Genomic DNA, 23175 nt, shown 5'->3' on the forward strand with positions numbered 1-23175 from the left:
CTACTGACTTATCTCTAAAAAAATTCTTATAAGCCTTGTCTAAATTTAATTGTTCATTAGCCAGTGCTAAACTATCAACTTCTTTTAACCAAGGAAATTCAGTTTTGTATTGTGCAGGTGTAGGATATTTAATTTGTTTAATATCTAAATTTTTATTTTCTTCGTAGGTCTTAATTCTATCTGCTAACATTTTATTATAGATAAATCTACTGCATCCAAAGGTTTTAGCTAAATATATTCTCTGTTCTTCATTAGGATATATTCTATATTTATAAGCTTTTAGCACAATATCACCTCACTTCATTCCTTGATTTTTTATATATTTTCTTACTATGTCTATAGGAACACTACCTTTTAGTTAATGTAACTGATTAAGTTTATTATAGTTGTTGCCTATATCGGCAAGTGCTATTCATCTCCCACTTATAGAAGATGAGAGAATTTCGCACATTTAAGTTAAACCCAATTTTTTCTGATGAGTTTCCATTTCTTATCTCTTTGCGCTGTAACAATGTCTATATCCTCATCATTTAAATGCTTAAACCTTCCTTGTCTTAGAAAATAGTTTTTTACAGAAGTAAATTCCTTAGGATTCCTATTAATTTTGAACTCCCCTTCTTCAAATTCAGCTAAATACCATAAACCAGAGTCCACAATATCCTTAGCTAGATCCACCATTTCATCTGTTGGAATTCCCCATCCCACTGGACATGGAGCAACCACATGAATATAGGATGTGCCATCAACTTCTGCTGCCTTTTTCACTTTATTTATAAAATCTGGCAGGTATCCAACACTGGCTGTGGCTGCATATTTTATTCCATGAGCTGCTACAATTTCAAACATGTTTTTCTTCTGTGTTATGCTTCCTCTAATGTTTTCTCCTGCTGGTGTTGTAGTGGTCTTTGCACCAAAGGGAGTTAAGCTACTTTTTTGAATGCCTGTGTTCATATATGCTTCATTGTCATAGCAAATGTAAATAACATTATCATTTCTATCTATGGCTCCTGAAAGAGCTTGTATTCCAATATCAGCTGTACCACCATCCCCTGCAATGCCAAGAACCTTATAATTTTTAAGCCCTAAAGCCCTTGCTCCAGCCTCAACACCAGTAAGCATTGAAGCAGTGCCTGCAAAAGTGGATATAATTGCATTGTTACTAAAACAAAGCTGTGGAAAATTAAATCCTACTGCTGACATACACCCTGCTGGTATAACTGTAAATGTCCTTTCTCCAAGTGCTTTTAATGCAATTCTTACTGCTAAACTTCCACCACAGCCAGCACAGGCTTTATGCCCATAAAATAATTCGTTATCAGTAATATTTTTGACGATATTTTTTTCAGCCATTAATTTCCACCCCCAAACCTATAAATTTTACAAAGTCTTTTTTAGTTCCTTCTACCCCTTCTTTTATATATTGGAACATTTCCAGCACATCATCCTTTGAAATATCTCGTCCACCAAGACCGGCAACAAAGTTATAAGAAGGTATAGAAGCCCTAGCCTTTGCTATAGCAGAATTTACATTAGTATAAACTGTGCCTTCATAACCAAAGGATATATCCTTTTCTAAGACACCAATGCCTTTAACGTGTTTTGCTAAGTTAATTAATTCTTCCTCGGGAAAAGGTCTTAAAAATCGTATTCTAAATACTCCTGCTTTTAATCCACTTGCTCTAAGTTCATCAACTACAAGCCTAGACAGACCTGTAATACTTCCTAAAGTTACGAGTACTATTTCTGCATCATCACAACGGTATTCCTCTACCATTCCGCCATATTTTCTGCCAAACTGTTTATTAAAGGCTTCATCTACATCTTTAATAACTTTTTTTGCATCTATCATTGCCTTATGCTGCTGGTATTTAAATTCCATATTATCTCCAGGTCCTGCACTAAAAGCCATATTTACTGGATTTTCTAAATCCATTTTATTAGGAGTCTCAAATGGTGGTATAAATTTATCCGCNNCTCACTTGTAGGAATCTGTACTAACTCATAAGTATGTGTAAGTATGAAGCCATCAAGATTTATCATAATTGGTGTAAGAACCTTTTTATTTTCAGCTATTACGTAGCTTTGCAGTACCATATCAAGGCTTTCTTGTGCATCCTCTACATATACCTGTATCCAGCCACAGTCAAGCTGGGAAAGTGAATCTCTTTGATCCCCATAAATATTCCAAGGAAGTGCTGTAGAACGATTAGCATTCATCATAACAATTGGGAATCTTCCCCCACTAGCATACTGAAGGCATTCTGCCATATAAAGTAATCCCTGTGAGGATGTAGCAGTGAAGGTTCTTGCACCTACTGAGCTTGCGCCCATTGCCGCAGATAAAGCTGAATGTTCTGATTCTACATGAATATATTCACTTTTTAAGCTGCCTTCCTCCACCATTTCAGAAAGCCTCTCTACAACAGTTGTCTGTGGAGTAATTGGATAAGCGGAGATAACCTGCGGCCGCGCAAGTCTTACCCCCTCTGCCAAAGCATCATTTCCAGATAAAAAAGCTTTTCTTTCCGCCATTATTTACACCTCTCTTTCCATTCTTATAGCTTTTGGAATGCATACCTTAGCACATATTCCACAACCTTTGCAAAAATCATAATCTATATCAATATTGTTATCCTTCTTAAAGATAACTCCATCAGGACAATACATATAACATTGCAAACAATTAACACATTTTTCATGATCTATAATAGGCTTCTCATTTCTCCATCCTGCATTTTTTGTGACAAGATGCCCAGCTTTATAGCAAGGACCTAAAGGATATTCCGATATATGAGAAGGCTTTGTGTATTGTCTTAACCTTGGCTTATTCATATTATTCACCCCTCACCTTATTGTAAGAAGCCAGCATAACTTCTCTATTTTTCTCTAGAACTGAACCTTTCAAATAGTTTTCACAACCTGAAATTACAGCTCCAATGCTTATAATGTTTGATAAACCAATAAGTGCACCAATCATAGCAGTATTTGTAGTAGGTCGCTTTAAGATATCTAAAGCTATTTGTGTTGCATCAAAGGTAACTACAAATTCACTATATTCTTCATATTTTTCAGGATTACTGCTATTAATGATTACTTTTCCATGTGGTTTTAAATCCTTGATGTACACCTTATCAAAAAGTGTCTCGTCTAGTAAAACTATATAATCACATTTTTTTATTTCACTTCTATCAATAATTTTTTTATCATCAATTTTAGTAAAGGACTGTATTGGTGCTCCTCTTCTTTCTGGACCAAAGGATGGAAAAGCAAGTGAATATTTATTTTCAAATAAAGAGGCAGAAGCACCTAAAATTTTTACTGCAGTAAATGCTCCTTGACCACCTCTGCCATGCCATCTTATTTCAATCATAATTGTAATCCCCTCGCCTTATATTTTAATGAAGAAAGACGGTTAAGCGCCTCTTCTAAGGTCTCTGTCTTCTTCGCAAAATGAAGCCTTATTAAATGATTAACTTCTTCTCTAAAGAAACTGGAACCAGGTACTGCAGCAACACCAACTTCTTTTGCTAGCCATTCACAAAATTTAACATCATTATCTCTGCTAAATTCTGAAACATCAATCATTATATAGTAAGCTCCTTGTGGGGTTGTATAGGTTAATCCTATATCGTCAAGTCCTTTTAAAAATAAATCTCTCTTCTTTGTATAAGTCCTTTGTAACTCTTCATAATAAGCATCCTCAAAATTCAAAGCTGTAACCGCTGCCTCTTGCAAAGGTGCTGCTGCTCCAACTGTAAGAAAATCATGAACTTTTTTTGCTACATCAGCAATTCTTGCTGGAGCTATAATGTATCCTAGTCTCCACCCAGTTATTGAATATGTTTTTGATAAAGAACTACAAGAAATAGTTCTCTCAAACATATTTGGAAGTGATGCAAAATATGTGTGCTTATGTGGAGCATAGATTATATGCTCATAGACCTCATCTGTAATTACAAAAGTATCATATTTTTCTGCTAAATCAGCAATGATTTTAAGTTCATCATAAGTAAATACTTTTCCAGTTGGATTTGATGGATTACAGAGTATGATAGCTTTAGGTTTTTGTTTAAAAGCTGCTTCCAATTCAAAAACATCAAAATTATATTCTGGTGAACGTAAGGAAACAAATATAGGTTCTGCTCCTGATAAAATAGTGTCTGCAGTATAATTTTCATAAAAAGGTGAAAAGACTATAACCTTATCCCCTTGATTGCAAACTGTCATCATTGCTACCATCATTGCTTCTGTACTTCCACAAGTTACGACAATCTCACTATTTGGATCGATGTTTATCCCCATAAATTTTGACTGTTTTTTCGCAAGGGCTTCCCTAAAGTTCTGCGCACCCCAAGTAATGGAATATTGATGAATATCTTTATATACAGTATCACTTAAAGAATCTAATAATTCTTTAGGTGGATCAAAGTCTGGAAATCCTTGTGATAGGTTTACTGCATTATATTCATTTGAAATTCTTGTCATTTTTCTAATTATTGACTCAGTGAAACAATCTGTTTTATTGCTTAAATTCACCATAATACACTTCCTTTTTAAAATTTAATAATTCATCTTTAATTTTTTTATTTTCAAATGGTATAATTTATTTTTCTCTCATCTATAAGACGTTTAGCCTTATGAGTAGCCCTTGGCAAAGCTCCATCTTCTAGAAGTACTACATCTTTTGGTTTCACTCCTAGTCTTGCTTTAAGTGCTGCAGAAACTTTAGCTTTTACCTCTTCATCAGGTTCATTGTTGTCTATTGTTTTTTCTATTTCTACTATATATTTAACAGTAAAATTTTCTTCTAAAATGCGAATTACATATTCCCCTGTAATTCCTTTAAGTTTGCGAAGAACAAATTCTATATCGCTAGGGAATACATTAACTCCTGAAACTATGAACATATCATCCAGTCTTCCAACTACATTTATTCTTGCATGTGTTCTTCCACAAATACATGGACTTCTATCAATAATGCCAATATCACCTGTCTTAAATCGAATCATAGGACGTGCTTTTTTTCTTAAAGTAGTAAGTACTATCTCTCCGCGTTCACCATCAGCTACTGGTTCTCCTGTTTCTAGATCTAAGACTTCAACTAGCAGGTGGTCTTCCGCGATATGAAGTCCATTTCTAACTTCACACATACCTGCACAAGCACCAAATATATCAGATATTCCAAAGAAATCATAAACCTTTGCTCCCCAAAGCTCCTCAATGGCATCTCTTGTTGCATCAATGGAACCGCCTGCCTCTCCTGCAACTATAATTTTATTTATTGATAAATCTTTAGCTGGATCAATTCCACTTTTCTTAGCAGTTTCTCCTAAAAACCAAGCATATGAAGGTGTTGTCCAAATTACTGTCGGTTGAAACTCCTTTAAAATGAATAACAGTCTTTCTGAAGGAATTGTTCCTGCCCAAATACATAGTGCACCAAGATTTTGAGCACCAATAACATCTGGTCCTCCTACAAAAAGTGAAAAGTTAAGTGCATGGACATATCTATCATTTTTTCTCATACCTGCTGCATAAAAAAGTCTGCTTTCTACATCTTGAAATTCATCAAAATCCTGTTTTGTAAAAGGACTTAAGGTAGGAACCCCAGTCGACCCGCTTGAAGCAGAAACGAAAACCACTTCATCTTCACTTACAGTAATCATATCACCCAAAAGCGGGCTTTTAGTTTGGCGCTCACGTTCTATTTTTTTATTTACAAAAGGAAATTTACTTATGTCTGAAAGTTTTTGAAAATCAGAAGGTTTTACCCCAGCTGCATCAAAAGCTTCTTTATAGTACGTAGAGTTGCTATATGACAGTTCTAATATTTCTTTAAGTTCCCTTTCTTGCAGTGCCTCAAGCTCTGCCCTCGGTAATGTTTCTATTTCTTCATTCCAATATTTTTTCTCACTCATTATTAAAAACCCCCTACATTTATTTTTTATTTACTTGCTTTGCAGAAAAATCACCTAATAATTGCAAACTCTGGACTATTATGATTAATACACCAACACAAGTTAGCATTACTGTGGTATTGTAACGTTGATAACCATATCTAATTGCTAAATTACCTATACCACCTCCCCCGACAGTACCTGCCATAGCTGAAAATCCAATAAGAGAAATAGCTGTTATAGTAATTCCATTTATAAGCTGCGGAAGAGCTTCTGGTATAAGTATGTGAATTATTATCTCTATGGATTTAGCACCAGAGGCTACTCCTGCCTCTAAAACCCCCATATTTACATCACTAAATGAAGCTTCTGAAAGCCTTGCATAAAAAGCTATTGCTGATACTGAAAGTGGCACTATAACTGCAGCCGGACCAATGGTTGTATGCATAATTGCGCTGCTAATTGGTATAAGAAGTACTAAAAGTATTATAAATGGTATTGATCTTGTAACATTTATAATGATCCCTGAAACTCCATTTAACACCCTGTTTTTAAAAAATAAGTGGTTAGAACTTAAAAAAAGTAAAAGTCCAAGGAGGCCACCAATTATTATGGAAACTATTAGTGAAACAGAAACCATAATAAAAGTTTCATTAAGTGCTAATATTAATTCTTCAAAAAGGTTAAAATTATTGGATAGCATGTCTAATCACCTCCGTGCTATATGTGTTATTTTTTAAATATTGAATAGCTTCATCTATACTTTCATCACTGCCGCTGATGGTTATATACAATGTTCCCATAGGTAAATCTCCAATGTACTCTATTTTTCCTTGAAGTATGCTGAAAATCACATTATACTTACTTGAAAGTGTCGATAATATAGGTTCTGTAGCAGTTTCTCCAACATATCTAAGCTTTACAATGTAACCTTTTAAACTCTTAATAAGTTCTTTTGGCAACTGAAAATTTGAGGAATGTGCTAAAAGCTGTTTTGTATATTCATTTTGGGGATTTGCAAATAAATCGTAAACCAACCTTTCTTCTACAATCTTTCCTTTATCCATTACTACAACTCTATTGCATATTGACTTTATTACCTCTAATTCATGAGTAATAATTACAATGGTTATTCCAAATTGTTCATTTATATCTTTGAGAAGCTTTAAAATAGATGCTGTAGTTTCAAGGTCAAGTGCTGAGGTTGGTTCATCACACAATAATATTTTGGCATTATTAGCCATTGCTCTTGCAATTCCTACTCTTTGTTTTTGTCCTCCGCTTAATTTTGAAGGGTAGACCTCAGCTTTATCTTTTAATCCAACAACCTGAAGAAGTTCATTAACCCTAATATTGATTTCTTCTTTAGTTTTACCAGCAGTTTTAAGTGAAAATGCAATATTCTCATAAACAGTTTTGTTTAAAACTAAATTAAAGTGCTGAAATATCATGCCTATTCCTCGTCTTAATTCTCTTAATTCTTCCCCTTTGCAATTTATAATGTTTTTATTATCGATCATTATTTCTCCACTGGAAGGTTTCTCTAAAAGATTAATTGTTCGTAATAATGTACTTTTTCCAGCACCACTTGAACCAACTATTCCAAATATATCCCCTGTTTTAATTCTGAGGGAAACATCTGAAACAGCATGAAGTTCATCGCTTTTTTGTTTGAATTTTACATTAATATTTTTAAGTTCTATCATTCAACATGACTCCTTTTTATTAATAATCAGCTGGCTTTTGAAAAGCTTTATATTGTCCCTTAGGATCATCAATTACTGATTTAAACTTAGAAGATTTAACTACCTCTAATACATCTTTTGATAACTGAGAATCTGCATCTTCTGTTCTTACTGCTATAACATTTATATATCCATCACTAAGTTTTTCATTATATAAAGCTTCACTGGGATTAAGTCCTGCAGCAATTGCAAAGTTACCATTTATAACTGCTAAATCTGCGCTATCTAAAGTCCTTGGAAGCTGTGGTGCTTCTATAAGCTTAAACTCAAGCTTTTCAGGATTCTCTGAAAGATCTTTTTCTGTTGCTATTGAATTTTCAACTTTAGGATCTATTGTAATAAGGCCTACAGCTTCTAGTACCTTTAATGCTCTTGTTAGATTTGTAGGATCATCCGGTATTGTAACCAGAGCACCTTCTTTTAGTTCATCTAAGGATTTAATTTTATTTGAATAAACTCCCATACCTGCTGTTGGTATTTCTGCAATTGCAGTTAACTTTAAATTATTTCCAGTAGCAAATTTTTCAAGGTACGCAGAATGCTGAAACATATTGAGGTCAATTTCCTTATTTACAAGTGCTTTGTTAGGTTGAACATAATCACTAAATTCCTTAATAGTTATCTTATATCCCTTTTCTTCTAGGGAAGGTTGAATTGCATCTTTAAACATGTCGCCATAAGGTCCAGCACACACACCTACTATTATGTCTTTTGCTGGAACATCAGTTGTAGTTTTTAGGTCATTAGCCTTTCCACATGCTATTAAGCCTAAACTTAATGCAAGTGCAGCTGCTAATGATAGTATTTTTTTTGATTTCATTTTAATCATCCTTTCAATTCACATTTTTATTAATATATTTAATCAAACACTATAAAAAAAGCTGTTCTCCTATAAGGAAAACAGCAATGATTAAATTTAATAAGCAATAAAATCGCATTATTAAATNNAAATTGTATCATAAAATTTGCTGACATCCTTATCTCTCAGATTTTACAATCTGCAGGAATTAACACCACTACATTCGAATGAGAATGCTGGTTGTCGGGTATCATCGGGCCAGTCCCTCCACCACTCTGGATAAGTTATATTTAGTTATTAATATTTTAATTATTTAATTCTTTTGTGTAATAAAAAAGCTGCTCTCCTATAAGGAAAGCAGCATGATTAACTTTAATAAACAATAAATTGTATCATAAAATTTGCTGACATCCTTATCTCTCAGATTTCACAATCTGCAGGAATTAACACCACTACATTCGAATGAGAATGCTGGTTGTCGGGCTTCATAGGACCAGTTCCTCCGCCACTCTGGATAAGTTATATTTAGTTATTAATATTTTAATTTTAATTCTTTTATATAATAAAAAAGCTGTTTTCCTATAAGGAAAACAGCATGATTAACTTTAATAAACAATAAATTGTATCATAAAATTTGCTATCGTCCTTATCTTTCAGATTTTATAATCTGTAGGAATTAACACCATTTCATTCGAATGAGAATGCTGGTTGTCGGGTATCATTGGGCCAGTCCCTCCACCGCTCTAGATAAGTTATATTTAGTTATTGGATTTATTATATTACCCATAATAATAATTGTCAACACTTTTTTAAATAAAATTTTATTCCAATTCTCTTACACTCCACTTAACAAATAGTATAAGTCCTAAATTAATTATTGCTATCATTGATAAGATTATTCCTATTGGTATTTACATATCTATTGCTTGTCCAAATAATAATTGTTTTGGTATAACACTTATAGTTGCTACTGCTGTTGAAAAGACTGATACACTCCCCAGCATATTCCTTGGTACTTATTTTTGTATAAATGTTAAATTGACTCGACACCTCGTGATATAATAAATAAAGCATTCAAATACGAAGGAGGCATTTACATGAAAAAAGCAGGTAAAATTCTTTTATACCTTTACTTCATCGTTTTGATTTGGATATTGCTTTTTAAATTTTCAGTTTCGCTGAATGACGTACTTAATCGAGTATTTTCTGGTGAGCAATTACGACATATTAACTTGATACCATTTGGAGCGTCAGGTGGTGTCAAAGAAGTTGTCTACAATATTATTATTTTTGTTCCCTTAGGTATTTTGATAGAAATAGTGAACAAAAAAAGTTCAATGGTTCGAAATGCCATCTATATTTTATTGTTTAGTCTTTTTATTGAAGTGAGTCAATCCATTTTAGCAGTCGGCGCTACGGATATAACTGATCTCTTGACTAACACTCTTGGTGGGATCTTAGGCATACTGATTTATACAAGTTTAAGAAAGGTATTCAATTCAGAAAAATTAGATAAGGTACTAATAGTGATAGGTATAGTGCTGTTTGTTTTGACTATACTATTAGTTTTATTTTTAGTATTTATTATGGGAATTCGCATTAGATTTCTAGGTTAAACGAGACTCAGTTGTTACCTTTAGAGACAGAACGAAAATTAAAATTCAGTAAGGAATCGTTATTTAGTTTACGGCACTCTGCAAAAATGTAGGGTGTTTTTAATTTTAAGCAATAATATAGTTAGCTAACTAAAATTATCATAGAATGATAGAAATATCAAATGAAAGGAGTTTGTCATTAAATTATGGTTATATTAAAATAGGGGAAAAATAGATATATTACTTTAACTACTTCATATGCCAATGCAATACAAAAAGCCTACGATATTTTAACAAAGGAAGCCTGCAATCCTCCCACCATAGCTTAAGCAAAATGGTATTTCTAAATGAACAAAAATTAAAAGCAGGCTTTTTAGCAAAATATCATATGTGTATTGATGAAATATCTAAAATAATTGGATATAACTATAGTGGAAACTTTATAAAAATGTTTAAAAAGATTCATGGAAAAACACCACTGGCTTTTAGGAAAACGAACGGTTAAGATGAAGTTCTAAAGCTAAATGCAGTACGATAAAATTGTGCTTAAGTCATCGATACAATATTACTTCATAAGTGACAAGTAAATATTATCCATATTAAAATATTATTGTTGATGTTATTTATAGTATTTATATAAGGAGAAGTAAAAAATGGTTCGACATATAGTAACTTGGAATTATAAAGATGGATTTTCTGAAGAAGAAAATAAAGAAAATGCTACTAAAGTCAAGAATGAACTGGAAGCTTTAGTGGAGAAAATCAATGGAATTATTGAACTGAAAGTACATATAAATGCTCTATCTTCAAGTAATAGGGATATAGTTTTAAATAGCCTGTTTGAAAGTGAAGAAGCCTTGGCAGCTTATCAAATACATCCAGAGCATAAGAGGGTTAGTTCTTTTGTAGGGTCTGTAATGAAAAATAGAACATGCATTGATTATATTGAATAGCTTTATAAGAGGGTAGTTTTTGATGAATAAAAAAACTAAAAGCATATTCCTATCTCTAGTCAAAAAATACATTGCATTTGTTTTATTAGTAATACTGTCAATATTTCTAACTTTTATTTTTATCATATACCAAATAACTGCTTCTGCTGAAAAAGGGAATGTCCCTAAATTTAGCCCGACAGCTAAAGAGAGATAGTTATTGAATTTGGTGAAAAAATTTATGAATAGAGCTACTTAAAATTTACTTTGTAATGCTATAAAATATAATCCTGAAGGAACACAATTGAGAATAGAAATAAAAGAAACTCTCTATGCAATAGCTCTGGAAATAGGCGATAACGGCTTAGGAATATCAAATCATATAAAAGATATTATTTTTGATCCTTTTGTAAGAGGCGATGAAACAAGGAAAACGATGGTGGCACATGATTAGGACTTGCTATAGCAAATAAAATAGTAGAAAAACATAATGGGAAACTAGAGCTTTATACTAATAATAATGATGAGATGACAACCCTTGCCATTATTTTAGATAAATATAGGTAATTCAAATTAGGATAATTTTCCACAAACGCATTCATTTAATTCACCTCTTATTTGATTTTTATTTCTTTTAAAATTCTCTAGCTCATTTAAATAAAGAGTTTTTTAAAAGTTAAGTCTAAAAGAAGATACCTATTAGACCTACCTATCAAAATAAACTAACACTAACCAAATCACATGCTTAAATTGAATTTTTAATAGCAACATATAATATATACTTGGAGTAAATATTTTAAGCATTTAAGTTTTTCAGTTAAAGTACAGTAAGAAAACATTTCATATTGCAACAAAATTTTCTACAACATACGAATTTTATTTAATGTTAAGTCGAAACCTTTTAATACTACTACTTAGTGAATCATAATGTTATATTATATTTTATCTAAGTCTTCATAGTATAAAAAATACGAGAATTTTTAATACGGTATTATTAAATTATCAAAGAAAATTGCTCATTTCTCATGCTTTAGTAGTTGTGTTGCATTTTATTCAGATTGTAACTTAACTTTTTTTAATAATTAGTGTTTTCGTTTTGATTTAAAACAATTTGATTAAACTATTTATATAATCTATTTCTAAATAATATTTTTATTGAGTTTTTTACGAAATTATATCTGCCATTATATTAAAGAACATGAGATAACTCCCATGTTCTTTAATGTACAAATCTATATAATAACCATACACTTGGAATCTCCACGACAAATAAAATTGTTACGTAAATATACTTTTGGTTAATAGCTAAAATTTTATATCAGATTACTTAGAAGAATTTCTTCTTTGCTAATGCCAAACTAGATTTTTATAATATTTCCAATTAATTTAACATCTTCCCCTTCAATAACTATCCCATCACCATCTTTACAAGCATAGATTGTCCTATTATAAAACGTAGAATAATCCCTCAATAAGCAAAAGCACTTTTCACTTAATTCCTCACTCCAGTGAGGCATGAAGTCAAAATCTACAATATTTAAAGAGCTTCTATCCTCTAGGCCTATGGTATCCTCATCTAAAAATTCAGCTGTATCGATGCTTTTAGTCGTTATTATACTCCCTGCACTAACACCAATCAAAACTCTTCCGCTTTCCACGTAAGATTTTAGTGAATTTAATAGATTTCTTTTTTTTAGTGAGTTCAAAAAATGAAATGTATTTCCACCTGAAAGATGTATTGCATCATAATTAAATATGTTATTAATTTTTCTTTCATCGTATACTTTATCTAAATCAAAATATTCAACACTATTAATTCCTAAGTCCTTATAGTATTTAACTACGAAATTAAAATATTTTCCTGTTATATCTGAAGATGACCGTAAGTATGCTATCGAAGGATTTTCTTTATTTAATAACCTTAAAAGTTCATAATCTAACTTTCTATCTTCTTGTATTTGATCACTATACAATACTATTTTTCTCATTAAAATTCTCCTATTTTTTATTCAATATCTTATTAATTCTTTTTATTATCCTATTATCTCATATGATTTAAATAAGTCTTCAAGCTCAATAGTATTAATAATTTTATCTATAGAAATCATATATGGAGTAATCATTGATGAAGCTTTTTTAGCAAGTTCCAATCTCAATTTAACTGATACTCTGCCATTATAATTGATAAGCTCATTAATAACTTCTTGATAATCAGATGGTGATGTTATTAAAGCAGTACTTAAAAATGCTTTTCTGGCACTATTACACATTGTAGTTCCTCCAACATCAATGAATTTTCTTATCTCCTCTAGTTCTTTATTGTATATAATATTGGTATCCAAAGGAGAAAAATTTACAATTACAGCATCAAAATATAACATTTTATTGTCATTTATAAATTCATCATCCTCTTTTGTATGTCTATGACCAAGAATGCCCCCATGTATTTTAGGATGAAGAGATGTCACTAAGCCTGAATTCATTTCCGGAAAACTTGTATACTCAGATATACTAGTAACATTTAATCCTGAGCTTTTTAGTAATTTATAGGTTCCTCCACTAGAAATAAATTTTACCTCTTGATTAATAGAACTAATTAATCCAAGTATTCCGTTAGATGGTATACCATCAATTATATTTCCATCTGCATCAATATTAGATACTAATCCTATTTTATTTTCACAACTTACTATTACATTGTTTAATGTAATAAAATTATCTACTTTTTTTAAACATTTTATTTCATCCATTTAAGATACTCCTCCACAAACTTATTAATGTGACAATAAAGTTTTCAAAAACCTATCCCTACATAACAGAACATATTGTCTACAATACGTTTATTCTTTATATTTTAATTCTTATTTTTTAAGTATTAAGGTATATTATCAATTATAGTATCAATGCTTTTTAGAGTTGCTTTACAATAATAATTATCCTTGGATTTAAATATTGGATAAATTCTGTATGTATCCTCAATCGGAGTTAATATAATTTCAGCATCAGATTGGCACGATATCAAAACATCCCTTAAATGAAATGTTTTATGTTGCTGACGTGTGTTTTCTTCTCCAATAATAGTTCCATGGATATGTCCGCGTCGTTCATAAATTCTGCCATTAGTAAATTCCATCCATTCAGGTTCACAACGCTCATACTTTGTCCCAAATCCAAGCATTACTTGAGAATCTTCTAAAGGAAAAGTTTTCTCAATAGCAATATCCGTTGCATCTTGTAAAGTTTTAAAAGCTTTATAAGGTATATGCTTTAAAACACGTCCAGTTATTAATGTATTATTCTCAACAGTATTTTTTGTTGTAAGTTTAATTTGTATAGCATAAGACTCTAAGTTTAGCCTGTCAGCTATTAATGTTATTAAATCTAATAAACTTTTTTTTCCATTATTAACTATAACTTTTAAATGTATTGATTTTGACTCATTTTCGTTGCATTTTTTTAAAATAGCAGTATGGGAATAAACAACTCTCTCTTCTCTTAAAAGCATTTTATTAGAATCATTTAATCTTATACTTTTGCTATAGTTCTCATCTTTCGGTAAATAACCACTAAGGTTTTGTGATATTCCACTTCCATCACTACCATTGATTAAAGAATACTCAACCACTTCCCCTCCAGGATGTTTAGAATCCGTTTTAGCACCAGAAGCTCCTATTCTTAAATATTCTGTATTTGGCTTTATAAGATGCAGCTTTAGCAAAATTTTTCTTATATTATAATCATAAAACTCCAAGGACCTTGCAAATATAAAATTACTAATTCCTTGCATATCAATTATCAGAGAACCTTCCCCACCAAAATTGGCAGATAAACTAGCAAAATCATTATACTCTTCAACAGTTTTAGTAATATTGATATGAAAGTCCTTAAAGTTTAAATTATGTGGAATTTCTAAAGGAATATAGTTATTAAACTTTCTTTTTATTACTAAAAAGCTCTCATCTTTAATAGTAATCACTATTCCATCTTCCGTATATTTCACCACTTCAATTTCATTAATATCACTAACAGGAGATACTAACAATGATTCTGAATCATTATATAAATTCATATTTTTACAACTCCCCTATCCTAATTGTGCTTAATCAGTTATATTTAAATTTTTAAGGTTAATTTGTATAAATAAATCTATTGTTTTGTAAAAATGCTACAACCCCATCTTCATCGTTACTTTTTGTTACAAAGTTAGCAACAGACTTTAATTCCTCAATTGCATTTTTCATCGCAACACCTATCCCACAATTTTTTATCATTTCTAAATCGTTATAATCATCTCCAAATGCAATTGCATCTGATATTTCACAACTAATATGATTAAGGACGTATTTAATACTATTCCATTTTGAAACCTCTGAATGCATTATCTGGCACAATGTACCGTTATCTGTAATTACACCTTTACACTCCTTAGGTAAGTTTTTAAGTAACTCTGGATCTATCGATTCTTTAGTGCAAATAATAACTTTAAAAGCTACTGTGAAATCTAGCTCTCTTAAATCTAAAATTTCACACGGTGCTTTACCAAAATAATCCGAAACATCAAAATTTGAATAAAGTTTATCATTTATTTCAATACAAATATTATTGAGATTGTACTTTTTTGCTATATCTAAAATCTCTAAAATAGTCTTTTTAGACATCTCCATTTTATATAAAATATCATCGCCTTTAATTACGAGAGCACCATTATAGCAAATGATAATATCATTCTTTAGCTCATATGGAATATACTTATATATATCTCTTGGAGGTCTTGCAGTAGCAAACATAAGCTGATTCCCTTCATTTTTGCACTTTTTTAAAACATTAATAGAATAATCTGAGATTGTTTTGTCGCTTCTTAACAATGTTCCATCAAGATCTGAAATAATAACTTTATTCATATTTGCCTTTACCTTCCTTCAATTTATTATTTTATTGGCTAAATTATGCGTTTATTTACGAATGAATGCCAATGAGCCAAAGAGTCTGGATCTTTTCTGATTCTTCCATGATAGTTCTTTATTCCATCGTTAAAAATTTGATATCTCTGTTCATTTTCTTTTAATTCTACATTGTTCTGCATGTCTATACCTGCTAATAAAACTTTATTACCTTTTAATACATTAATATACTTACTCATTAGATGGATGTCTGTATCATCCGCCAAAAGAATAGGAATTCTGTTATTCCTCATAATTGGTGCTAATTTATTTAAAATCATCAATTTATCCAATTCTAAATTATCTTTATTTAATGATGAGATTAAATCTGGTTGATGTTTTGATAAGTCTAAAAGTATAAAATCAGTTTCGAAATCTAATATATTTTCAAGCTTTATAAAATAATCTTCAAAGTCCTCTTGATATAGTCCAATAGCTGCAATAACTTTTTTACATACTTTATTTTTTAGTGTATTAATATAATCTTCATTAATACGATGCTGAAGTTGTATAAACATCCGATCTCTTGGCATATTATAAGCTTCACAACACTCAATTATTAATTCTGGAGCAGCTGCTTGCTCAAAAATAATAGCTTGTTTCATTTCTTTTGGAATACATCTTTGGATAGCCTTTATACTATCAATTTCTAATAAAGATACTGGTAAATCTTCTCTTACTGCAAAGCTCTTTATAACAGGTTTATATTTAGATTCATTAATTAAATACTTTAATTGATCAGTATAAACAGCATGAATACCTATCATATTTGCTCCGTTTCTAACTGCAATATCTAAATCAAAAGGATTATGTACTCTGCAAAGTTTAAAAATAAATCCTTCTCTGATATTATTTTTATTGCAATATGAAAATCTCTGAATATTATCTTGTGGATAATATATTTGCTCAAAAATTTTAGTTTTAACACTTGTATTCCAAGTATTAAATGCCGTTACATATTCCTCAACGGGCTGAAAGTCTAATATTTCCTTCCAGTTTTCTGATAATACTTCACACTTATCTTTATATAACAAGTAATCACATAAATTATCATAGTTAATAGACACTACTGCACTGTAAACTTTATTTCCAAACTGCTCAAAACAATCTTTGCTTTGCTCTATTGTTTTAAGAGTGGTAATATTATTATCAAAAAGTAATAAATTGTTTTTACCCTCTATAATTTTTTCAACATGCTCCGAGTATTTCTTTGGAATAAAATGCATTAGCCAAAATTTATCTCTAAAATTAGGTTTTTTACCATTTTTTCTTAAGTCTTTTTTAGAACTGAAATGACAATTTACTACCTCTGGAATATAGTCACTTCCATAGAGTTTTAAATAGGACCTAAATGCAAAACCTAAAGCAATTCCTCCATATGGAAAAGTTATTATAAAATCTAATTTTTTTATTTTTGAACTTTTCATTATTGAACTAATTGAATTAAAAATAGCTACATTATTATCAAGTTCTCTCATACCTTTATGAAAATTTGAATATTTATTGAACTCTTTTGTTAATTTTGAAGCAGATGCTATTGTTAACAGACTTTCAGCTAATGCTTGTATATATTTTTCTGCTAAATAAAAATAAAGTAAATCACTTGTTTCTTGAACAATTAGATCAATATCAAAGTCCGGTTCTTCCTTTAATAATATATGTGTATTAAGATTAGAAGACTCAATAGTATTTAAATAAACTAGCATTGCATGTAGCAAGTGATCCATTATAGAATATATAATTATTTTTTCACTATCACCAAAAGAATTCATTTTACAAAATATCATTTCATGGGTAAGAATCTTTAATCCTTTAATTGATAACTCAATAAGATCTTTAAAACAATCTTCTACTGATCTAACATCTGCAAACATATATGGAGGCAACCAATAGTAATAAATGCAGCCTCTTAAAATGACCATATTACCTTTTTTAAAAGTAATTCTATCCATTATATTTCTAAATTCACATTTATTACGATCTTCTTGAAAGCTATTGATCAAGCTTTCTAGCCCAATATTATAGTCACTACAGAATAGTGACGTAATCCCTATGCTATTAGTATGTTTTGATATTACATCAAATAATTGAGACTTGTGAGAAAAGCTCCTTTTTAGTGAATAACTCGAATTTTCATTTTGTAGTAATTTCTTTAATTGATCATGAGAGAGAAACTTACAAAAATCACTCCAGCTTTTGCTCTCTTTTTGATTTTTAATATGCTTTACTAACAGTGCTGTTCCCCCAGCAGCTTTTACTGAATCGAACAATCCTAAATTTTCTTCTGAATCATCTGCTAAAAATCTAATTTTAGCTCCTTTTGCTAATATTTTTTCTACAATAATTTGCTTGTTAAATTGATCTATATGAAATTCTTCATATGCAACTCCGTTAACAAAATCTATCTCTGATCCCAATACTTCATAGTTTAGGCTTTCTGATAAACTTTGAGAAAGAATACCTTTAACAACTCCTTTTATAAATGGTTCATATCCAGAACTAAGAAATAATATTCTTAAACTTTTTCCATAATAACGAATAGCAAATTTAAGATATTTTATTGCATCACTATATATTTGAAGTTGATGCGAAATATAAAATCCAACAGCAAAAAAACTTAAACTATCTATATAATCATCCTCTTGAATATAACTTTTCCAGTCTGGTAAAGAATTTATTTTTTTTATAAACTCCTTCGATATTTTAGGTTCTACTAATTCAAGTGTTTTTTCTCTAAAGTCACTTAGACTTATACTATCCGATTTATTATATGCCCCTTCATTTAGCTCCATAAATTTTTTTATATTATTCTCGTTGATTAATAAGTTTGGACAAATGCAAGCGTTATACCAAGAAGTAGTATTAATAATTGTTCTATCTACATCTAAAATTATAAAATCATCACCTGATTTTGCAGAATCTATTAATTTATTTATTTTTCCACCACAATATTCCATGATTATCCCCCACACAATTTAAAAATATACTTGAGAACCTATAGGACTCAATTTACCTTAATTTCAAAATATTACTTTTTTAATATAACCATATTATTAATCCAAGTTTTAAGTGTGAGTTCTAGAGTTGAAAAACCAACTAAGAACTCACTTCATTTTTTGTTATTAACCAATAAAAAACTTGAAAAGAATGAAATTTACTACCCAAATATTCTGATATTATAAAAAAATTAATTATTATTTTTTAATATTGAGGCTGTGTTCGAATTTCTTTTATTTGTTTAATCTTTTCATTATCATAGTTCTCAGGCAATCTACATCTTATATAAATTTTATTTTTATTTGTATGGGCATAAAAAAAGTATCTACTATATCTCTGTTGGCTTTCGTTTACACTAGTACAATATAATTCATTCTCTTCATCTGTTAATTCACCTATATAATTAAATGCAAAGTCTAATTCTACTAACATCTTTTCTATCTCATGGCCCTCTTCATTGCCTTCGTAATTACCATAAGCTATATACTCAATATATATTTTTTTGTCTACATAAAATTTTTTATATTCATTATTTACTTGGTTAATATAATCTGATATAGGTTTTTCTGCAATTTTTAGAACCATTGGTATGTGAACATGACAATCTCCAATTAAATTCTCAAATTTTTCATTGTTTAATTGTCTACCATTTTTAGCAATCCTAATGGCAAACTCATTTTCTTCAAAAACAACCTTTGCAATATTCAACGATATCCATAGAGCTGTTCCTTCTGCCTTTTCAGAAACAGATAATGAAGGATAATTGTTATCATCAAAACTATACTCAAAGATATACTCCTTTAAATTTTTATTATTAGCTCTTTTTTCTTTATTTTTTTCTATAACTTTAAGTATATCTAGATACTCTTTGCTCTTTTTATATTTTCTTATTTTTTCTATGTTTGTATTTATTTCTAATTCATGTACATAATCTTTATAAGTAGTTAATTTATATTTATGAATTTCACTTAACTTTTCACTAATTACTTCCTTCAAATTTTTATAAAAAGCTCGCTGTAATATCTTTATGCTTCCTGCGTCAAAGACCAAATGACTAAAGAGCATCAATAATTCATAGTTCTTTTCATTAATTTTAATTAATACAAACGTATAATGTACTCTGCCTAATCTTTCACCTCTAACAAGATTAATGTATAACTCATTTGCAATTAATTGTTTAAATTGGTTTATATGACTTTGATTATATTTTGAAAAATCTATCATATTAATATTTAAGCCTTGTATAAAGTTACTCTCATTAAAAAGATATTTTTCTTTTTCATAAGTAATATAGGTTCTTAGAATTGTATTTTTATTTATTGTTTCTATTAATGCTTTATTTATATTTGTGCTGTTAATTATATTATTTATAGGTATAATGCATTGAATTATATCATTGTACCCTCTATTAAATATCTTAAGCTGAGCATGTCCACATAAATATTGATCTTTTTCACTAGAAACTACCATTCTATTAAATTCATAATTTTGTAACTTAATATTTTCTTTTATATTTACTTCAATATCTTTTAGTAGATTGTCTGTTACATTTTCAACCTTAATCTTTTTTACTAAATCCTGTTCATTGCGTATATGTTCGAAATCACTTACTTTTAAAATATAATGTGGTAAATATTCATCTGAGTATTTTATATATATATGATTTAGAATTTCTTCTTTTTTTAAATCACAGTATAAAACTATGCACCATTCATTATTAACATAGTACTTTTGTAAATAACTTTGAACATTTAAGGTTTTATTAATATCACTTTCTATTTCTTTAATTATATCCATACATTTTCTTGCGTCTATTATTTTAGCTAAAGACTTTATGTCTGGATTAGCTAGTAAATCCTTTATAAGCAAGTTTGCCTGCAATTTTTTATTAATCAAACTAACAATTCTCGCAGCTACTATTGAGTTACCGCCTATACTAAAAAAGTCATCATCTATTCCTACTTTTTTTAATCCTAATATTTCACTCCAAATATTTGTTAAAGATTCTTCTATCTGATTTCTTGGAGATCTATATTCATTTAAACTTCCTTCTAATTTAGGCTCTGGAAGTGCTTTTTTATTTACCTTCCCACTATATGTAACTGGGATATTTTTAAGCTGTACAAAATAAGACGGAATCATATATTCTGGCAATTTTTCTTTTAAGTAATTTCTTAAATTCAGTTTTTTAATTTCTTCTTTACTTACCACATAAGCACATATATATTTCCCACTATCTTTATTTTCTTTTATTACTACTACTGCTTCTTTAATATTTGGATTCTGTAATAGCCTATTTTCAATCTCTCCAAGCTCTATTCTGAAACCTCTTAATTTAACTTGATTATCTATTCTTCCTAGAAACTCTATGTTTCCATCAGGTAGCCATCTAGCTAAATCTCCTGTTTTATACATCTTTGCGCCTACTTCAAATGGATTGGCTATAAACTTTTCAGCCGTTAATTCTGGCTTATTTAAATAACCTCTTGCTAATCCACATCCTGATATACATAGCTCTCCTGGTATACCTATTGATAGTAACTTATTATTTTTATCAACTATGTATGTTTTAATATTATCTATTGGCTTTCCAATAGGTACATTCATTTCTTCAGTAAAATTATCAGTTGAATATCTTGTGGCATATATAGTAGCTTCAGTAGGTCCATAAATATTTTCTAATTTTATCGTCGTTGATAAACTTCTGAATGCTTGTACTAACTTATTTGAAATTGCTTCTCCAGCAGAAAATACATACTTCAAACTTTTAATCTTTTCTACATTTTCATTTAATGAATCAACAAATAAATTTAGCATTGGCGGTGAAAAGTTTATATGAGTGATATTATTTTTTTCTATTGAATCCATTATACTTTTAGGCTCCCTTTCTTCACCTTGCTTCAGTATAATAAGCTTTCCACTTCCTATAAACCATCCAAATATTTCAGTTACAGAAACATCAAAAGTAAATGATGTCTTTAATAAATATGCATCTGATTTAGCTAAAGGATATTTGTCTTGCATGCAATTTAATGTATTTATTACACTGCTATGCTCAATCATTACTCCTTTGGGATTGCCAGTTGTACCTGATGTATAAATTACATATGCTAAATCATTTGATTTGCTCATCTTCTCTAGATTGCTTAAGTTATTATTAAATAGACCTTCATCAAATAAATCGATAAATTCACCATCAAACTCTAAATTCTCTATTAAAGTATTTTTACTTAATAGTAACTTACTCTTACTATCTCTTAGCATATATTCAATTCTTTCCCTGGGATAAGATGGATCTATTGGTAAATATGCTCCCCCTGCTTTTAATATCCCCATTATTCCTACAATCATCTCTAAAGATCTTTCTACCATTATTCCTACTATGGAGTCAGCTTTAACACCTTTATTACGTAACTCTCTAGCTAGTGAATTGGATCTTTCATTTAATTCTTTATAAGTCAACTTCTTATCCTCAAACACTACTGCAATATTATCTGGTATTTTTTCTACTTGAGCTTCAAACAATTGATATATTGCTTTATCACTTAAGTAATCTACTTTTGTATTATTGAATTCATATAATATTTGATTCTTCTCTACTTCTGATAGTAAATCAATCTCACGTAATTTTACTTCATTATTATTTACTATATTTTGTAGGATTGTTATATAATGATTACTTAGTCTTTCTATTGTTTCTTTCTTAAATAGCTTTGAGCAATACTCTATACTTAAAGTTAATTTGGTATCACTTTCTAAAGCATTTAATGTTATATCAAATTTAGATATCTTATTTCCATTATTATATTGCTTCAATATAGTATCATCTAACTTAATATCTGAATCAATTACTGTGTCAATCATATTAAACACTACATCAAATAATGGATTTCTACTTGTATCTCTCCTTACATTCAACTTTTCTACTAAAGCTTCAAACTGATAACTCTGATTTTCATAAGCTTTCAAGGAATTTTCTTTTACTTCTTTTAAGAAGTCTACATACTTCTTATCCCCTTCTGGCTTATTTCTTAAAGCTAATGTATTTACAAACATACCTATTATATTTTGAAGATCAGCATGAGGTCTTCCAGCTACTGGTACTCCTATCACAATATCCTCTTTCCCACTATATTTTGATAGAAGTATATTTAAAGCAGATAGAAGTGTCATATGCATTGTAGTTCCTGTTTCTTTTACAAGCTTTCTTAACTTTAGTGTTGTATCCTTATCAACTTCAAAAGTTACACTATCTCCCTCAAAACTTTGC

At 29.8% G+C, this 23175-nt stretch carries 19 protein-coding genes, 2 pseudogenes and 3 riboswitches; of the genes and pseudogenes, 4 read left to right on the forward strand and 17 right to left on the reverse strand.

The genetic code is table 11. The annotated features are described in order from the left end of the window. The 11 genes from B3603_RS01695 to B3603_RS01740 form a co-directional block, all read right to left on the reverse strand. The coding region (locus B3603_RS01695; protein ID WP_291559981.1) for a helix-turn-helix domain-containing protein at positions 1–286 on the reverse strand (286 nt) is incomplete at its 3' end. A 170-nt stretch (positions 287–456) separates the two neighbouring features. Next, a complete protein-coding gene (locus tag B3603_RS01700; RefSeq protein WP_291559984.1) occupies positions 457–1350 on the reverse strand; it encodes a thiamine pyrophosphate-dependent enzyme in 894 nt (297 codons plus the stop codon). Then, positions 1343–1933, reverse strand: coding sequence for a transketolase C-terminal domain-containing protein (locus B3603_RS23080; RefSeq protein WP_349676773.1), 591 nt, complete (start codon positions 1931–1933; stop codon positions 1343–1345). The genes B3603_RS01700 and B3603_RS23080 overlap by 8 nt, the downstream gene beginning before the upstream one ends. Beyond that, positions 1924–2532: a hypothetical protein gene (locus B3603_RS23085; RefSeq protein WP_349676774.1), complete on the reverse strand. Its 609-nt coding sequence runs from the start codon at positions 2530–2532 to the stop codon at positions 1924–1926. Before B3603_RS23085 ends, B3603_RS23080 begins: the two co-directional genes overlap by 10 nt. A 3-nt stretch (positions 2533–2535) precedes the next feature. Further along, positions 2536–2832 (reverse strand): 4Fe-4S binding protein, encoded by a 297-nt coding sequence (locus B3603_RS01710; RefSeq protein ID WP_291559986.1) that lies wholly within the window; start codon positions 2830–2832, stop codon positions 2536–2538. 1 nt (position 2833) lies between these two features. Next, positions 2834–3370: a 2-oxoacid:acceptor oxidoreductase family protein gene (locus B3603_RS01715; RefSeq protein WP_291559988.1), complete on the reverse strand. Its 537-nt coding sequence runs from the start codon at positions 3368–3370 to the stop codon at positions 2834–2836. Beyond that, entirely contained in the window at positions 3367–4539 is a 1173-nt protein-coding gene (locus B3603_RS01720) for a pyridoxal phosphate-dependent aminotransferase (protein WP_291559991.1), read from the reverse strand. Before B3603_RS01720 ends, B3603_RS01715 begins: the two co-directional genes overlap by 4 nt. 50 nt (positions 4540–4589) lie before the next feature. Beyond that, positions 4590–5918, reverse strand: coding sequence for a phenylacetate--CoA ligase family protein (locus B3603_RS01725; protein WP_291559993.1), 1329 nt, complete (start codon positions 5916–5918; stop codon positions 4590–4592). A gap of 19 nt (positions 5919–5937) precedes the next feature. After that, on the reverse strand, positions 5938–6600 hold the full coding sequence (locus B3603_RS01730) for a methionine ABC transporter permease (protein ID WP_291559995.1): 663 nt from the start codon (positions 6598–6600) through the stop codon (positions 5938–5940). After that, the gene (locus B3603_RS01735; RefSeq protein WP_291559997.1) at positions 6587–7603 is read right to left on the reverse strand and encodes a methionine ABC transporter ATP-binding protein; all 1017 of its coding nucleotides are present in this window, start codon (positions 7601–7603) and stop codon (positions 6587–6589) included. Before B3603_RS01735 ends, B3603_RS01730 begins: the two co-directional genes overlap by 14 nt. 19 nt (positions 7604–7622) lie before the next feature. Continuing rightward, a complete protein-coding gene (locus B3603_RS01740; protein ID WP_291559999.1) occupies positions 7623–8462 on the reverse strand; it encodes a MetQ/NlpA family ABC transporter substrate-binding protein in 840 nt (279 codons plus the stop codon). Positions 8463–8616: 154 nt separating this feature from the next. Further along, a riboswitch (SAM riboswitch) is annotated at positions 8617–8727 on the reverse strand. 124 nt (positions 8728–8851) lie between these two features. After that, positions 8852–8962: riboswitch (SAM riboswitch) on the reverse strand. 122 nt (positions 8963–9084) lie between these two features. Beyond that, positions 9085–9195, reverse strand: a riboswitch (SAM riboswitch). 343 nt (positions 9196–9538) lie between these two features. Between B3603_RS01740 and B3603_RS01745 the strand changes: the two genes are divergently transcribed. The 4 genes and pseudogenes from B3603_RS01745 to B3603_RS01760 form a co-directional block, all read left to right on the forward strand. Beyond that, positions 9539–10057: a VanZ family protein gene (locus B3603_RS01745; RefSeq protein ID WP_291560001.1), complete on the forward strand. Its 519-nt coding sequence runs from the start codon at positions 9539–9541 to the stop codon at positions 10055–10057. 178 nt (positions 10058–10235) lie between these two features. Next, a pseudogene (locus B3603_RS01750) lies at positions 10236–10541 on the forward strand (helix-turn-helix domain-containing protein); the annotation flags it as partial. 148 nt (positions 10542–10689) lie between these two features. Beyond that, a complete protein-coding gene (locus B3603_RS01755; protein ID WP_291560003.1) occupies positions 10690–10989 on the forward strand; it encodes a Dabb family protein in 300 nt (99 codons plus the stop codon). A gap of 250 nt (positions 10990–11239) precedes the next feature. After that, a pseudogene (locus B3603_RS01760) lies at positions 11240–11422 on the forward strand (sensor histidine kinase); the annotation flags it as partial. Positions 11423–12326: 904 nt separating this feature from the next. Here the strand turns inward: B3603_RS01760 and B3603_RS01765 are convergent. The 6 genes from B3603_RS01765 to B3603_RS01790 all read right to left on the reverse strand — a co-directional run. Next, on the reverse strand, positions 12327–12956 hold the full coding sequence (locus B3603_RS01765; protein ID WP_291560006.1) for a Type 1 glutamine amidotransferase-like domain-containing protein: 630 nt from the start codon (positions 12954–12956) through the stop codon (positions 12327–12329). 45 nt (positions 12957–13001) lie between these two features. Next, positions 13002–13718, reverse strand: coding sequence for a hypothetical protein (locus tag B3603_RS01770; RefSeq protein WP_291560008.1), 717 nt, complete (start codon positions 13716–13718; stop codon positions 13002–13004). 125 nt (positions 13719–13843) lie between these two features. Then, positions 13844–15037: a hypothetical protein gene (locus B3603_RS01775; protein ID WP_291560010.1), complete on the reverse strand. Its 1194-nt coding sequence runs from the start codon at positions 15035–15037 to the stop codon at positions 13844–13846. Positions 15038–15095: 58 nt separating this feature from the next. Then, a complete protein-coding gene (locus B3603_RS01780) occupies positions 15096–15869 on the reverse strand; it encodes an HAD family hydrolase (protein ID WP_291560013.1) in 774 nt (257 codons plus the stop codon). A 38-nt stretch (positions 15870–15907) separates the two neighbouring features. After that, positions 15908–18865: a hypothetical protein gene (locus B3603_RS01785; protein ID WP_291560015.1), complete on the reverse strand. Its 2958-nt coding sequence runs from the start codon at positions 18863–18865 to the stop codon at positions 15908–15910. Between the two features lie 244 nt (positions 18866–19109). Beyond that, on the reverse strand, positions 19110–23175 hold a 4066-nt coding region (locus B3603_RS01790), incomplete at its 5' end, for an amino acid adenylation domain-containing protein (RefSeq protein ID WP_291560017.1).

Source organism: Clostridium sp. UBA2485 (genome assembly GCF_002341865.1).
GTDB lineage: Bacteria > Bacillota > Clostridia > Clostridiales > Clostridiaceae > Clostridium_J.

Excerpts from the sequence above, each read along its gene's own strand:
- B3603_RS01700 (WP_291559984.1), bottom strand. The coding sequence starts at position 1,350 with ATGGCTGAAAAAAATATCGTCAAAAATATTACTGATAACGAATTATTT.
- B3603_RS23080 (WP_349676773.1), bottom strand. The coding sequence starts at position 1,933 with ATGGATTTAGAAAATCCAGTAAATATGGCTTTTAGTGCAGGACCTGGA.
- B3603_RS01710 (WP_291559986.1), bottom strand. The coding sequence starts at position 2,832 with ATGAATAAGCCAAGGTTAAGACAATACACAAAGCCTTCTCATATATCG.
- B3603_RS01715 (WP_291559988.1), bottom strand. The coding sequence starts at position 3,370 with ATGATTGAAATAAGATGGCATGGCAGAGGTGGTCAAGGAGCATTTACT.
- B3603_RS01720 (WP_291559991.1), bottom strand. The coding sequence starts at position 4,539 with ATGGTGAATTTAAGCAATAAAACAGATTGTTTCACTGAGTCAATAATT.
- B3603_RS01725 (WP_291559993.1), bottom strand. The coding sequence starts at position 5,918 with ATGAGTGAGAAAAAATATTGGAATGAAGAAATAGAAACATTACCGAGG.
- B3603_RS01730 (WP_291559995.1), bottom strand. The coding sequence starts at position 6,600 with ATGCTATCCAATAATTTTAACCTTTTTGAAGAATTAATATTAGCACTT.
- B3603_RS01735 (WP_291559997.1), bottom strand. The coding sequence starts at position 7,603 with ATGATAGAACTTAAAAATATTAATGTAAAATTCAAACAAAAAAGCGAT.
- B3603_RS01740 (WP_291559999.1), bottom strand. The coding sequence starts at position 8,462 with ATGAAATCAAAAAAAATACTATCATTAGCAGCTGCACTTGCATTAAGT.
- B3603_RS01745 (WP_291560001.1), top strand. The coding sequence starts at position 9,539 with ATGAAAAAAGCAGGTAAAATTCTTTTATACCTTTACTTCATCGTTTTG.
- B3603_RS01755 (WP_291560003.1), top strand. The coding sequence starts at position 10,690 with ATGGTTCGACATATAGTAACTTGGAATTATAAAGATGGATTTTCTGAA.
- B3603_RS01765 (WP_291560006.1), bottom strand. The coding sequence starts at position 12,956 with ATGAGAAAAATAGTATTGTATAGTGATCAAATACAAGAAGATAGAAAG.
- B3603_RS01770 (WP_291560008.1), bottom strand. The coding sequence starts at position 13,718 with ATGGATGAAATAAAATGTTTAAAAAAAGTAGATAATTTTATTACATTA.
- B3603_RS01775 (WP_291560010.1), bottom strand. The coding sequence starts at position 15,037 with ATGAATTTATATAATGATTCAGAATCATTGTTAGTATCTCCTGTTAGT.
- B3603_RS01780 (WP_291560013.1), bottom strand. The coding sequence starts at position 15,869 with ATGAATAAAGTTATTATTTCAGATCTTGATGGAACATTGTTAAGAAGC.
- B3603_RS01785 (WP_291560015.1), bottom strand. The coding sequence starts at position 18,865 with ATGGAATATTGTGGTGGAAAAATAAATAAATTAATAGATTCTGCAAAA.